General features: G+C 44.3%; 16 protein-coding genes. 5 read left to right on the top strand and 11 right to left on the bottom strand.

Annotated elements, in window-relative coordinates; genetic code table 11:
• Window positions 1-230 precede the first annotated feature (230 nt).
• The 4 genes from thiS to JMY08_RS07175 all read right to left on the bottom strand — a co-directional run bounded on the left by thiS (window position 231) and on the right by JMY08_RS07175 (window position 2679).
• Window positions 231-431, bottom strand: coding sequence for a sulfur carrier protein ThiS (gene thiS, locus JMY08_RS07160; RefSeq protein WP_010195929.1), 201 nt, complete (start codon window positions 429-431; stop codon window positions 231-233).
• A gap of 235 nt (window positions 432-666) precedes the next feature.
• On the bottom strand, window positions 667-1041 hold the full coding sequence (locus tag JMY08_RS07165) for a DUF423 domain-containing protein (protein ID WP_201592584.1): 375 nt from the start codon (window positions 1039-1041) through the stop codon (window positions 667-669).
• A 65-nt stretch (window positions 1042-1106) separates the two neighbouring features.
• Entirely contained in the window at window positions 1107-1970 is an 864-nt protein-coding gene (gene rpoH / locus JMY08_RS07170) for an RNA polymerase sigma factor RpoH (protein ID WP_201574459.1), read from the bottom strand.
• Window positions 1971-2211: 241 nt separating this feature from the next.
• On the bottom strand, window positions 2212-2679 hold the full coding sequence (locus JMY08_RS07175) for a sulfurtransferase TusA family protein (protein WP_201592585.1): 468 nt from the start codon (window positions 2677-2679) through the stop codon (window positions 2212-2214).
• A 636-nt stretch (window positions 2680-3315) separates the two neighbouring features.
• Here JMY08_RS07175 and JMY08_RS07180 point away from each other — a divergent pair.
• A complete protein-coding gene (locus JMY08_RS07180; protein ID WP_227679620.1) occupies window positions 3316-4875 on the top strand; it encodes a M48 family metalloprotease in 1560 nt (519 codons plus the stop codon).
• 76 nt (window positions 4876-4951) lie between these two features.
• Here JMY08_RS07180 and JMY08_RS07185 read toward each other — a convergent pair whose 3' ends face one another.
• Together JMY08_RS07185 and rpsU are read right to left on the bottom strand one after the other, a co-directional pair.
• Complete coding sequence (locus JMY08_RS07185) at window positions 4952-5401, bottom strand: GatB/YqeY domain-containing protein (protein WP_194620723.1); 450 nt, start codon at window positions 5399-5401, stop codon at window positions 4952-4954.
• 238 nt (window positions 5402-5639) lie between these two features.
• A complete protein-coding gene (gene rpsU, locus JMY08_RS07190; protein WP_010195908.1) occupies window positions 5640-5855 on the bottom strand; it encodes a 30S ribosomal protein S21 in 216 nt (71 codons plus the stop codon).
• A gap of 700 nt (window positions 5856-6555) precedes the next feature.
• Here rpsU and JMY08_RS07195 point away from each other — a divergent pair.
• The 4 genes from JMY08_RS07195 (at window position 6556) to crcB (ending at window position 9292) form a co-directional block, all read left to right on the top strand.
• The gene (locus tag JMY08_RS07195) at window positions 6556-6930 is read left to right on the top strand and encodes a hypothetical protein (protein ID WP_201592588.1); all 375 of its coding nucleotides are present in this window, start codon (window positions 6556-6558) and stop codon (window positions 6928-6930) included.
• Window positions 6931-7039: 109 nt separating this feature from the next.
• Entirely contained in the window at window positions 7040-7555 is a 516-nt protein-coding gene (locus tag JMY08_RS07200) for a c-type cytochrome (RefSeq protein WP_201592589.1), read from the top strand.
• Window positions 7556-7806: 251 nt separating this feature from the next.
• Window positions 7807-8865: a tRNA (adenosine(37)-N6)-threonylcarbamoyltransferase complex transferase subunit TsaD gene (gene tsaD, locus JMY08_RS07205; protein WP_201592591.1), complete on the top strand. Its 1059-nt coding sequence runs from the start codon at window positions 7807-7809 to the stop codon at window positions 8863-8865.
• Window positions 8866-8920: 55 nt separating this feature from the next.
• Window positions 8921-9292, top strand: a complete 372-nt coding sequence (gene crcB / locus JMY08_RS07210) for a fluoride efflux transporter CrcB (protein WP_010195891.1) — start codon at window positions 8921-8923, stop codon at window positions 9290-9292.
• Window positions 9293-9421: 129 nt separating this feature from the next.
• Here crcB and JMY08_RS07215 read toward each other — a convergent pair whose 3' ends face one another.
• The 5 genes from JMY08_RS07215 to potA form a co-directional block, all read right to left on the bottom strand.
• The gene (locus JMY08_RS07215; RefSeq protein WP_010195888.1) at window positions 9422-9841 is read right to left on the bottom strand and encodes a hypothetical protein; all 420 of its coding nucleotides are present in this window, start codon (window positions 9839-9841) and stop codon (window positions 9422-9424) included.
• 264 nt (window positions 9842-10105) lie between these two features.
• A complete protein-coding gene (locus tag JMY08_RS07220; RefSeq protein ID WP_010195886.1) occupies window positions 10106-10996 on the bottom strand; it encodes a LysR family transcriptional regulator in 891 nt (296 codons plus the stop codon).
• Between the two features lie 93 nt (window positions 10997-11089).
• Complete coding sequence (gene potC, locus JMY08_RS07225) at window positions 11090-11896, bottom strand: spermidine/putrescine ABC transporter permease PotC (protein WP_201592592.1); 807 nt, start codon at window positions 11894-11896, stop codon at window positions 11090-11092.
• Window positions 11896-12783 (bottom strand): spermidine/putrescine ABC transporter permease PotB, encoded by an 888-nt coding sequence (gene potB, locus JMY08_RS07230; protein WP_010195883.1) that lies wholly within the window; start codon window positions 12781-12783, stop codon window positions 11896-11898. Before potB ends, potC begins: the two co-directional genes overlap by 1 nt.
• Entirely contained in the window at window positions 12783-14057 is a 1275-nt protein-coding gene (gene potA, locus JMY08_RS07235) for a spermidine/putrescine ABC transporter ATP-binding protein PotA (RefSeq protein WP_201592593.1), read from the bottom strand. The genes potB and potA overlap by 1 nt, the downstream gene beginning before the upstream one ends.
• Window positions 14058-14543: the final 486 nt, after the last annotated feature.

A 14543-nucleotide genomic window follows, 5' to 3' on the forward strand; every position in this document is an offset into this window, starting at 1 on the left:
AAGACACTCAAATAGCATGAATTTTGTCCATTAGCGACTACCTTCTAATCTCTAGCATGAATTTTGTCCATTACACCAAAAGACCTCAAACGTATCTAACGTTGAGGTCTTTTTTATTGCTTATTACGTCATCATTTAACGAAAGATAGGATGTTATTACTAAGTTTTTGCTTGTCGTAGCTACTGATGTTGCTCAATTAGTATTTTGGAGGCCGCTATCCAATGAATAGCTAGCCACCACCAACTGCTTGTACCACCTCAATATTCATCCCCTCAGTGATACGTAGCTGACCAAGTTCGCTCTTTGGGATCAGATCTCCATCGACTTCAACCGCATAGCGACCTTCGCTAAGTCCTAGCTCATTGATAACCAATTGCACGGTCTGATGGGTGGTCTGTAGATGTTTACCATTAACGCTAATGGTACTCATAAAATGTACTCCTTAATTGTTAAAATTCCTTTTTTTGCCATATCGTTCAGTCACATCATTACTATCTATCTTTTTCGCAGCTGTTAATCACTTTACTGTAGTCAGTGAAAAGTAATATCGATACATCACGCACTGCTGATATCCATTTTTCTTGCTTGCTGTGCCTGCGTAGACAGAGGCTACAAAAAATTGATATCAGCAGTACCGTCGCGTTTTTAGAATATTTTGACTATATTTAGCTGGCGGCATTGCTCAAGCGGAACGCTGAGACAGCAAGCCACAGCCAACCTGCAATCATCAAAACACCTCCAATAGGTGTGATTGCGCCAAACCAACGTGGTGCGCCCAATGTCATCGCATATAGGCTACCAGCGAATATAATAACGCCAACTTGCAGCAACCATGCACTCGTCTGAGTCGTATAATTTAGGCGGACAAGTATGCCCACCAGCAATAAACCGAGGGCATGGACAAACCAATAGAGTGTTGCCGTATGCCACCACTCAAGCTGCTGAGTGCTGACCATACCTTTGAGGCCATGTGCCCCAAACGCGCCTAAGCCAACAGCAATGGCCATATTGATCGCTGCAATACCTATCCAATTTACCATGCGAAAACTCGTATTATCATTCAAGCCTGTCAATAGCGCGGTGGTAATAGCGCATAGGGGACGATTTACTGAATGTCATTGGGTAAAATGACACTATCGATAGTCATCGCCTCACGGATTTTATCCATAGCATTTTTTTCGATTTGGCGTACGCGCTCAGCCGAGATAGAGTAAACCGCTGCCAATTCGTGCAAGGTTGATTTTTGCTCAGACAGCCAGCGCTGCTCAACGATATCGCGTGAACGATCATCGAGGGTATCCATCGCCGCAATCAATGCCGATGAGTTGTTTTCTTCCCAATCTGATTCTTCCACCATCTCAGCAGGATCGATGCCATCTTCTAAGAACAGCTGCGGCGCATAACGGCCATCGTCATCATCGCTAGATTGTGCTTCAAATGACGCATCATAAGAGGTGAGACGCGATTCCATCTCAAGCACTTGTTTACGCGTGACATTTAAGTCATTGGCGATGGCATCTGCTTCTTCAAGGGTGAGTTGGTTATTGGTCTTTTTAAGACTGCGTAAGTTAAAGAACAGCTTACGATGCGCCTTGGTGGTCGCGACTTTTACAATGCGCCAGTTACGAATCACAAATTCATGAATTTCCGCTTTGATCCAATGCACTGCAAAAGAAACCAAACGCACGCCTTTATTCGGATCAAAACGCTTGACGGCTTTCATTAACCCCAAGTTGCCTTCTTGAATGAGATCCGCTTGTGGTAAACCATAGCCTGAATAACTGCGCGCGATGTGAATCACAAAGCGCAAATGCGACATAACGAGCAAGCGTGCGGCTTCTACGTCGCCTTCATCGTAATAGCGATGGGCAAGCTCTTGCTCTTGCGTCGGGGTTAAAATAGGGATTTGATGCACAGTATTGATATACGCGCCCAGATTGACCCCAGGCGCTGACAGATGCGTCGGCATCGCTGGCACTAAGTCACGAGTGCTCGTATCTTCAAATGCACTAGCATCATAAGGTGGACGCGCAGCAGCAGCTTTTAGGGCTGCATCGCGCGCTTCGTTTTTTTCAGGCGCTGCGCCATCTTTTTTACGTGTTTTCGCAGCATCATTAGCGGTAGTAGCCATATTCTTGACCTTGGTTAAATAGATAAACAAACAGTCAGATAAAAATCTTTATTGTTGTAATTGTAAAGGATAGCGACGCTTAGTTGCTATCAGTTTTGGTAATGATGAAGTGATATATTGTATCGAAACGCTGTGATGTAGCGCCATTAGCTGGCACTTCGTCAGTCATTTCGCTCATCGTTAATCCCAAACTAGGCGTCATTTTAGCTTGCTGGCTTTGCTGACAAAAAGCGGTGATATCCGCTTTTGAGTTAGGGTCGGTTGCCACCACATATAATGACTCGCCAGCTGCTACATCGCGTAGTGCCACTTTGGTTTTTAACAGTGGCATCGGGCAGGCAAGTCCACGCCCGTCTACCCAACTTTTTATGTTAAGAATCGGTTGAGCAGAGCCTGTCGTACCGTCCAACTCAATATTACCCGTATGACCAGTAGGCAATAAGTCTAATAACTCTTTAATAACATGCTGCTGCGTATCAGGCAAACTTGCTGACAAACAAACAGAGTAAGACCTTTGTGCGGTAATTAACTGACTGTCAGCAGACATAAAAAACCTTGAGATATTAAAACTTGAGTTGGTAGCCGTAGAGAATTTAATCGACCATATTTATTAATGTTAACTTATCAATATGTCGGGTCTATTAAGTAAACGGCACTAATGTGGACATTTTGCCACCATTCGTTATTATAGCAAATTGCCGCGATGCAGTTGCAGTTGAATATAGTCATCGTAATGTTTGGCTCACTAGAATGACTACTCAAGGCTGACAGCTAAGAATGCTATCAATGATCAAACCAAAAATTGACCATCAATAATTACATTGTCATGTTGCACAATAGTGACGCACAGCCGAGTTATTGGTAGCTAAATACAGACTAGAATTGACCTTGTACAAACAAGCTCGTATAGTCAAAATTACGTTATTATCAAGTGGGTAAGATGCGCATCTGTATCATTCTAATAGACAGTCACTGCTTGGTATAGTCAATCCTCTATAAATTGGATACGGTGTCAAGCTTGCTTAGTCTACTACTTGTAGTACTTTCACTCGCCTTCCTTGTATCCAAATTATACTGAACCGACTATAGACAATGCAGCAATATATTGAATGAGTGCGCCATCGTTAAGGATGTACAGAAAATGATATTGTTTGTATCCAAACAAAAAACAGGTCGTTTGCTTATGCCTCACGCAATCAAACTAGGGCTATCGGCTGTATTATTGGCTCTGACAACTGGCGCCAATAGTAGCGAAAATTCTGCTGTGCCATTTGCTTACAACTCATGGCAAACACCAGCGTCAGAAGCGCTAGATTTACCCAATTTGCGGGGGCAAGGACTGAGCTTCGCGGAACAGTATCAAAATAAGCTGCTTGGCGAGTGGTCATTACAACGTATCAATGGTCGCGCAAAAATGGAGCATGATCCTTGGGTGCAAGAAACGGTTAAAGAAATGACGTGGCGGCTCAATGCACAAGCGCGTGAGCAAGCGCCCTTGGGCTTGGTGATCATCGACAATCCCAGTATTAATGCTTTTGCAGTGCCAGGCGGCGTCATTGGCATCAATACAGGGACGATACTGGCTGCGAGTAGTATGGATGAATTGGCTAGTGTCGTCGCTCATGAAGTGGCGCACATTAGCCAACGCCATTATGAGAGTGGCGTTGATGAACGTAAGAAAGCCTTGCTGATGCAAATAGGCGGTATGCTGGCCGCGATTGCCGCATCAGCGGTCGATGGTGATGCCACAGCAGCAGTACTGATGGGCAGCCAAACAGCACTAATGAATAGCAGCATGGCTTTTAGTCGCAACAACGAACGCGAGGCCGATCGGGTAGGGATGCAAATTATGACCCAAGCTGGGTATGACCCACGCGCGATGCCGAGATTCTTTGCCACGATGAATCAAAAAAGCCAACTTAATCAGACAGCCAATCTGTTTTTGCCCAGTTTTGTACGTTCGCATCCCTTAAGCAATGAACGTTTGAGCGAATCACAGAGCCGCGCCCAGCAGTATCCCGCCATGTCATTAAGCCAGCAGCAGCGTCATCAAGTGCAGTTTGATTTGCTTTATTGGCGTGTCCAAAGTACAGGTAAGCATGCGTCTGAGACCACACTGACAGCGGCTGCCAAAAACAGCTTAGGTGCCAAATTGGCGTTGATGACTTGGTATAGCGAGCAACAACGCTTTACTGATGCCAATGACATATTGGCGGAACTTGTCGTGTTACCAGCGGCGCAGCGCCAGTCATTAGAGCCATTGTTGTCGATTACGCATAGCCAAATGCTGAATGAACAAGGCAAATGGCAGCAAGCCGCCGAAGTATTAGAGCGTCAGCAGCGTGTTTACCCTGAGCGCCGTGATTTGCGCTTGTATTTAGCCGAAGCGTTGACGAACAGCAATCAGCCGACCAAAGCACAAGCCTTGTTAAAACCTTTGACCCAGCAGCAACCAAGCGATCGTTACGCATGGCAAAGCTTACAACTTGCCAATGAGAAAATTGCCAAAACGACTGACTCCCCGCAGCTAGCCAACATCGCGACAATCAACGCATTGCGCTATCGCAGCCATGATCAGCTATGGAATGGGCGCTATGAAAGTGCGCTTACTTCCTTAACGCAGGCCAAACGATTGGCTGAAAGCATGCAAACGACCGCGCAAGCAAATAGTGCGCGTCCGCTCTTGGCGAGCATAAATGCAGAAATTAAAGACGTAAAAACCGCCAAAGACTTTAAGCCTTAGGCGGTTGTGTTTATCTGTTCATCATTTACAGCTACGGCACATCAGTCTCAAGCAACGATGTTGACCATAAAAAATATTAACCTTGCAAAGCTTCTTTTACCAGCTTAGAGATGAGCGCAGGGTCAGCACGACCAGCGGTTTTGTTCTTTAGCACGCCCATCACACTACCCATATCACGCATAGAAGTAGCACCTTGCGTGGCAATCTCGGCATTTACCAATGCCATGATCTCGTCTTGATTCATTTGCTGTGGCATGAACTCATTGATGATATCGATCTCGAACTGCTCTTTGGTTGCCAAGTCATCACGGTCGTTTTCGGTAAAGATACCGAGCGATTCTTGGCGCTGTTTAAGCTGCTTTTGTAAAACTTCGAGTACGCCTGCATCATCGAGCTCTATTTGACGATCAAGTTCAATTTGCTTGATGACTGATTGTACGTTACGTAATACCTTAACGCGCTCAAGCTCACGAGCTTTCATGGAAACTTTGATATTGTCTGATAAAGTCTGTTTAAGTTGGCTCACTGCTATCATCCTTATTTATCTGTTAAATGCTATTTATCATATGTTATTTGCTAGGTTTTTAGAGCAAAACCTGCTGATCGGGGCTTTAATAAAAAAGTGGCTTTAATAAAAAAAGTGTCTTTGATAAAAAACGTATCAGCAGTAATAACAAAAATTGTAGCATAAAAAACGCCACTGATATCAATGGATAACAGTGGCGTTAGTGTAGCGCTTGTACGTAACTAAATCAGATTACTGATTAGTACATACGAGTGGTACGAATAGTTTCGCGTTGTAATTTCTTTTTATAACGCTTTACGGCAGCTGCTTTTTTGCGCTTGCGTACTTGCGTTGGTTTTTCATAAAACTCACGCTTACGTACGTCTGATAATACGCCAGCTTTTTCACAAGCACGTTTGAAACGACGGATAGCGATATCTACTGGTTCGTTTTCTTTAACCTTAACTGCAGGCATGAAGACTCCTCGATTAGGATGAGATATAAGGGCATTAGTCTGGCTGTGTATTAGTATTTAGCCGTAATATCTCAAGATTACAGGCATCAGCTCAAACTAGGACAATTCTTGCGCATTAGCACAAGGGCAGGTATTTTAATAAAAAATACCAACAAAGTCAACGATTTTAATGGTTTATTGTCTATATGTTATTTGCTTAAATGAGTATTTAGGCGCAACTGTCTTGCTTTAGATTGAGTCAGGGCACAAAATTTACCGTGAATAAAAAGTCCCTACAGTCTATAACGGTTTGGTTGGAGTTTATGCTATGATAATTTCCATATTATAGGGTCTGTTTGATATTCAAATATTAGGGCTGCTGATGGCTAAAGTTAACTCAAACTAGGCGAAAACCGACGATAATGTCGAGACCTTAGCTAGGTTTTCAACAACGGTTGGGGTAATTTTAGCATCAGCCTTGAGAACGGATAGAGCAAAGCACTGCTTTGCCCGTTCGCAAGGCAAGAGCTGTGCTCGAGTGGAGGGCAGTACTCTTTTTTGCCAATATATGGCGAAATGGTTTAACCTAGAATGACTAGGCTTCAACAATTTCACTGCATATTGTCTAAAAAATAGTGACTGCCAGCACCACGTTTGAATATCAAATAGACCCTAGTAAGCATATGAACCGTTTTATGTGTATTTTATTGAGGATGTTGGCATGAAAAAAACAGTATTAAGTACGGTGTTGAGCACAGCGTTTATCGTTGCTTTGGGTGCGAGCGTAAGCGCTTGTGGTGGCGAAAAAGAGCATGAAGTGTATGCAAAAGATCGCGTTGATGAAGCAGCGGCACTTGCGATCAAAAATGGCCCACCTGCTGAAGAAATGGAGTTTCCAGAAACCGCCCCGATGCCAGCTGCGGATATGACTGCAGATGGTACGGCAGTCGATGGTGCTACTACTGCTGAAGCCGGTATGGCTGACACTGATATGGCAGAAGCAACGGCTACCGATAGTGCTGATACAGCAGCTGCTCCGACTACTGACAGCACTGATATGGCTACTGAAGACGCAGCGGCAACCACTGCTGAATAAGTTAGTGCTGAACGAACTCTTAGACACTCATTAGTAGTATAGACAAGTATTTTGAGCTTATATAATGCATTATTAACCGATTACAGACTTATTAAGTAAGGGTAAAACCATGATTGATATACAGTCGTATATGAAGAAACTGAGATTGTCTGTAATCAGTATGAGCGTGATATTTGCAGTGAGTGCTTGTAGTGGCGATAACACGGCCACTGAAGAGACTATAGCAGCCAATGAACCTGCTAATACTGCCGTTGAAGAAACAGTCGTAGCAGAACCTGAAATCACGACGCCTGAGCCTGTGATTGAAGCAGAAACAGAGTCTACCGACATGATGGTTGAAGAAGCGGTAGCACCTGAAACTGTTGCTGAGCCTGAAGTGCTGGCTGCTGATGCTGGTGCTAAACTGTATGAGTCAAACTGTCAGGTTTGTCATGCTGCTGGTTTGCTCAATGCGCCAAAATATGGCGATACGGCGGCTTGGGCGGCTCGTCTGACCAAGGATAAAGAAACGCTGTATAGTCACTCCGCTAAAGGCTTTAATAAGATGCCAGCGCAAGCGGTAAATGGCGTCACTGAAGCGCAAGTGCATGCAGCGGTTGATTATATGCTAGCATCTGTGAGCTGATAAGGCTGAATAGAATATATTAGCCATTGAAATTTGTTAAACTGACCGTCATTGTGACTGACAATGGCGGTTTTTTTATGCCCGTTTTTTATTGATATCAACCTTAACGAATATGACTGACTGTGCGAAAATCATTTGTTGAACTAGAAATAGTATTTGGCTTATTTTATTCGCTATTCAAATTCCTAAAGTGATGTAAGATAAAAAAACGGCAAAAAGCAGCTCGAAAACAAAGGTATAAAGGCAAAAGTATGAAGGTATTGGGTTTAGAGACCTCTTGTGATGAGACGGGACTGGCGATTTTTGATAGTGAGCAAATGAACAGTGACAATCAAGGTCTGGTTGGACAGGTATTGTATTCACAGATAGAGCTGCATGCACTCTACGGCGGCGTTGTACCTGAGCTTGCCAGCCGTGATCATATTCGCAAGCTGGTGCCTTTGCTTAATGAATTGCTTGAGCAGTGCGACGTCAAGAAAAGCGAGATTGACGCGATTGCTTATACCAAAGGCCCCGGGCTTATTGGCGCTTTAATGACGGGTGCATTGTTTGGACGCAGTTTGGCGTATGGCTTAGACATTCCTGCGATTGGTATCCATCATATGGAAGGTCATCTGTTGGCACCGTTCATGGGTGCAAACCCTCCAGCTTTTCCTTTTGTCTCGCTGTTAGTGTCTGGTGGGCATACTTTGCTTATCGCCGCACGTGGTGTGGGTCAGTATGAGATATTGGGCGAATCGATAGATGATGCGGCAGGTGAGTGCTTTGACAAAGCCGCCAAAATGTTGGGCTTACCTTATCCTGGTGGTCCCAATATTGCCAAACTGGCAGAGACTGGCAACCCAAATGCTTACAGTTTACCAAGACCGATGTTACATCGTGGTTTGGATTTTTCCTTTAGCGGTATGAAAACGGCCGTGCATAACCTTATAAAAGACACGCCACTGTCAGGTGGTTCGGGTAATGGTTCGGACAGCGACCCACAAGTTCGCGCGGATATCGCTGCCAGTTTCCAACACGCGATGGTTGATACACTGGTGAAAAAATCCATCAAAGCGCTCAAGCAAGCAGAGATGAGCCGTTTGGTGATTGCGGGTGGTGTCAGTGCCAATACCCATTTGCGCGAGACGTTAGAAGCTGAGCTAGCCAAAATAAACGCAACTGTCCATTATGCACCGCCAGCATTATGTACGGACAATGGTGCGATGATTGCTTATGCCGGTTACGAGCGCCTGCAAGCAGGTCAATCAGATGATTTGGCGGTGAGCTGCGTGCCGCGTTGGCCGATGACAGAGCTACCAGCGGTTTAAAGGTGACTTTCTCAATACGCTATTCGTTAACCTTTATTAAACCTAAGGATGATCTATGCAGTGGATTGCGATTGGTTTAGGCGCCGCACTGGGCGCGTGTTTGCGAGGCTGGCTTGCGCGCTTTAATCCGCTGCATCATTGGATACCACTAGGTACGTTGGGCGCTAATGTGTTGGGCGGCTTGTTAATAGGGCTCGCTCTAGTGTGGTTCGGGCGGATGGGTAGCGGCTTGTCTGACAATGTTAGGCTGTTCGTAATCACTGGTTTTTTGGGTGGGCTGACAACGTTTAGCACTTTTAGCGCGGAGGTCTTCACCTTTATTAATGACGGCCGTTTGCTGGCAGGATTAGCGCTCATCGGTTTACATGTGGGACTGACATTATTGGCAACGGCGCTTGGCTTTTATTTGTTTAAGCTGATTTTGTAACCTTCGATAGATATTACTCACTTAATGGTCTGATTTGAGTAGTTCTTTTATTGCAGTCTATTTTAAGTGATCTATTAATTGGTTTTTGGCACCTTTTAGGTGGTTCCGATAGGGTATAGCTATTTAAAACTAAAAAATTTTATTAATATTTGACGCCTTTCTTCTTTTTATGTATTCATTATAAATAGCAACTTGCTCTGCATGTTTATCAAAATAGAAATCGAAAAAAGCTCTTTGAGCAAAGCATTTTGGAGTTATGTTGTATTCTTCTTCAAAATTTCTCCATATAAAACCTTCTTCATCCTCATGAGTTTCATCACTATCATCAAAGTTAAATTGATATATGTAATCTTTAGGGATACTGGGGTCTAGAATTTTAAAGATACGTTTATCACATAATCCTGGTTCTCCTTCATCGTTTTCGATACGATAAGATGTCCTTTGAATCTCTATAACCTCATATACTTTTTCGTGACTAAGACGAACATTTCCAATAAGTTTTCTATAAAACTCATCACATTCATCAATATCTCTTAACTTAACTTTCATAAAGTCTCCCAATGCCTTAAGGCTTTAAAGTAAAGTGTATTATGCCACTACAAAGGAGTAATCAAAAAACCATCGAGCTAGGCTCAGTAAGTACACCATGAAGTACACTGTGACTATCTCAGCAAGTTAAAACGTTGATACCACTAACCTAAAACCGAAGCTTCAAGTCCTCACTAGGGAACCGTCATTTACCATAATGCTCGTCATAACGTAAGAGAGCGGACGATATTTCTTAACTGGAATAATTTAGTAAATAGCGAAATATTAAACCGGCTTTACTATTCCTTGTAGCAAACTCGCAAACCCTTGCATATAAGCGGTATCTTGGCTTGACGTGCGTGTCGCTGCATACAGCTGGCAATGCACACCATCACCCAGCGGTCGCGAGACGACCCAACCTTTTTTCTCATATTCAGCAACGACCCAATCAGGTAAGGCCGCCACACCGCGTTCACTAGCAACCAGCTGAATCAGCATCGCAGTCAGCTCTGTCGTACGAATACTATCAAAACTGACCTGAGCTGGCGTCATAAAATTGGCAATGATATCGAGACGCTTGGCCTCTACCGGATAGGCAATCAAGGTCTCTTCAGTCAAATCAGTCGGCTCAATAAGCTTCCGCACCGCCAAATCATGCGTTGGTGATAGCACCAAGCGACTCTCATACTCAAACAACGGCTGATAGCTGATGCCCTCTATCGGTAAATCACTGGTGGTAATGAGTAGATCAATATCACCTTCTATTAATAAATGATGCGGCTCAGGCTCAAACCCTGTCGCAAAATCTAGCTCGACATCCGACCATTCGCGGCGATAATGATTAAGTATCGGCATTAGCCAATCAAAGCAGCTGTGACACTCGGATGCTAGGCGTAATCTACCTGCTTGACCGTGTGCCAAGCGTTTCAGATTAGATTTGGTACGGGTAACCTGCGGCATAATGCTGTCTGCCAATGCCAATACCGTCTTGCCAGCTGGCGTAAAAGTCAGCGGACGCGTGCGGCGATTGACCAAGCTAATATCGTAATAATTCTCTAGCTCTTTTAGCTGATGCGAGACCGCAGAAGCTGTCACGTGCAGCTCATCGGCAGCCGCAGCAAGTGAACCATGCGCTCGTAATGCAGTTAACGTATTAAGATGGCGGAGCTCTAGCATAAGACAACCTGCCTGCTAAGTTGAGAAAAATTCATTATAGTACATATGTTGCTGACTTTCATTCATAGCGTATGATTAATAGGCCATGGACAGCTAGCGCTTGCGTAACAGTAGCTGTGAGATAATGACCAATATTAAGGAAGCGACTAATAATAGTGTACCAATAGCATTAACTTCCGGCTTGAGTCCTACCCGTACCATCGAGTAAATTCGTAGTGGTAATATTTCATAGCTAGGGCCCGTGACAAAGGTTGAAACCACGACGTCATCTAGCGATAAGGTAAAGGCGAGCAACCAACCTGCCATTACTGCTGGCAAAATAACGGGAATCAGCACGGTACGTACCATGGTTGATTCATTGGCGCCCAAGTCGCGCGCCGCTTCCATCAAGCGCTCATCCAAGCTACTTAAGCGTGCAAAGACAGTAATGACAACAAAGGGTAGGCAAAAAGTAATGTGCGCCAATAGCAGTGAGACAAAGCCCAACTGCAAACCGATTAGTAGGAACAATGCTAATAATGAGATAGCGAGTACAATCTCAGGTGACATCATCAGCACAAATAACAACCCATTTAATAAGCCCTTACCGCGAAAATTATAGCGATGTAAGGCTAGCGCAGTGAGCGTTCCTATCAAAGTCGAGACAGTCGCGGCAACCAAGCCCAATACAATAGAATGCCAAAAAGCATTGAGCATGGCTTGGTTATTAAATAGCGATTCATACCACTTTAAGCTAAAGCCATCCCAGTTGTAGCCGATTTTTGACTTGTTAAAAGACATCACCACTAGGACGATAATGGGCAGATATAGCAAGGCATAAATCAGCCCGAGATAGCCTTTGGCGGCGATACTGCCAATCTTAAGCGTACGAGTTTTTTTGGTTGGTGAACTAGAAGACATTAGGCCACCTCATTAAAGTCAGTCTTGCCAATGCGGCGACTACTGGCACGATAGGCGAGTAATAATACCGCCATCGCCAGTGTCAATAATACGCTTGCCGCTGCACCAAAGGGCCAGTCACGCGCATCCAAAAACTGGTTTTTGATAATATTACCGACCAGTAAGTTGCGCGAGCCGCCTAAAATATCGGCCACATAGAACATACCCATCGCTGGTAATAACACCAACAGTACCCCAGAGATAATCCCTGGTGTTGTGAGTGGTAGCACCACATGCCAAAAGGTCTGCCTTCTCGATGCACCCAAATCTTGCGACGCGAGTAGCATGTCATTGCGCAAGTCAGTAAAGACCGCATACAACGGCAATACCATAAAAGGAAATAACAAATAGGTCAGTCCCGCTATGACCGCGCCTTGCGTGTATAAAATATCAATAGGAGTATCAATCACACCTATCGCTAGCAAGAATTTATTAATCAAACCATTATTAGCAAACAATAACTTGAGGGCATAAGTGCGTACTAGAGAGTTCGTCCAAAACGGCAATATCAATAGCATCATGAGCAGCGGCTGCCAGCGAGTTTTGGCTTTAGAGACCAGCCACGCAAAAGGATAACCAAGCAGCAAGCAGATAACCGTGGTGATACTTGCCATCCATAATGAATGGACAAATACCTCAAAATACAACGGATCAATTATGCGTACATAGCTGTCGATGCTGACTGGCAAGCTGATAAAAGCGCTGCTATCACGGGTCAAAAAGCTAACAGCGATGACTAGAATATTGGGTAATAAGGCAAAAATAAGCAACCAACCCCAAATCAACCACAGCGTTGCGGTACGAAAAGGACTTTTGCTGCCCAAATTGAAACGGCTAGTACGTGCCATTAGCTGACATCCTTTTGCACAGACATGCCTTGATGTTCGCTTGAGTTGGCGGTTGAATGGTCAATTGAGGGATCAAGTGAATTGTCATCTGGTAGCACCCATTCCCAGCCATCAACCCATGAGACCTTGACCGCTTCATTCAATTTATAATCAAAGCTTGGATCATCTTCATCAAAGAATTCAGAAGCCTTGATAATATGACCGTTTGCCAATTCAATAATAGAGTCTAAAGTGCTGCCTTTATAGTTACTTTCAATCACTCGGCCAAACAGTCCAGTATGGACATCATCATTAGGATCATAAATTCGCAAATCTTCAGGCCGCAGTAGTAAATTGACGATGTCGCCTACTTGCACATCATTGGCAAAATCAGGACGACGTAAATTACGTAACGTCGTTGGGCCGTCTTGCGCTTGTGCCTCACAGACTTCGACTTCGATACGTCCGTTGGTGACTTTGCCATCACGATCTGGCTGGTCAGCGTAGACGCCTTTGACTTCTGCTTTGAATAGATTGGTCTCACCGATAAATTTGGCAGTAAATAAATTCGCGGGCGTTTCATAAATCTCGATAGGTGTGCCGATTTGCTGAAAGGTGCCGTCTTTCATCACCGCAATACGGTCTGACATCGATAGTGCTTCTTCTTGGTCATGGGTGACGAAGACAAAAGTAATGCCCAGCTCACGCTGTAGCCGTTTAAGCTCAGACTGCATTTGCAAACGCAACTTGTGGTCGAGCGCCGATAGTGGCTCATCAAGTAACAATAATTTAGGACGATTAATGACCGCCCGTGCGATGGCAACACGCTGCTGCTGACCACCAGATAAATCCTGCGGTTTGCGATTGGCGAGATGCTCTAATTGCACCATTGCTAGCATCTCGCTCACGCGCGTTTTAATCTCATCTTTAGGCACTTTTTTAATTTTAAGACCATAAGCCACGTTTTGCGCGACGGTCATATGCGGAAACAAGGCATACTGCTGAAACACCGTATTGACCGGACGCTTATCCGCTGGCAAGCCTGACATCTGCACGCCATCTAGATAGATAGCACCAGCATTTGGCTGCTCAAAACCGGCAATCAAGCGTAGCAATGTCGTCTTACCGCAGCCTGACGGGCCAAGCAAGGTCAAAAACTCACCATGCTTGATATCGAGATTGATGTCTTTTAATACTTCGGTTTGGTCATAGGTTTTTTTTATACCCGTCAGTTGCAGTAGTACCGTGTCAAGTGACGGCGCAGCTTGGTGCGTGTTTGAAGGTGATTCGGTCATAAGGGTGGTTCCTAAGCATCCAACATCTCAGTACAGCTATACGTCTAAAGCACTGCCTTCAAGGTGGTTTGGTATGAGGATAAACGATGGGTATCAATAGGGTTTGGTTGCTGCGTATTATAACAAACCTTGGATATAAGTCAGTGCCAGTTCGTTATAAGTTAGCGATGCTACTTTGTCGTAAAATAAAATTTTGCCAAACATCGTCAAATAGCTGGTTAATATCCTGAGATTATCCATGCTATTTTTTTCGCTTGACGGCAATTTATCTCATTTTTATAATCGTTTTTAAAATGAAGACACGCCCTAGCGAGATTAAAAGCGATTTTTTTATTATTTTTCTGCTTTTATTCCTATACAATCATTTTGTGGCTAAGAAATAAAATGAGCCGGCTGTGTATGGCAAAATGCTTAGGGCGTGTCTTCAATTCAATCGATAGTCATCTAAATGGGCTAAAAATGGCTAAATCTTGCCAAACATCGTCA

It is taken from the genome of Psychrobacter sp. Pi2-51 (assembly GCF_904846665.1).
GTDB classification, from domain to species: Bacteria; Pseudomonadota; Gammaproteobacteria; order Pseudomonadales; family Moraxellaceae; genus Psychrobacter; species Psychrobacter glaciei.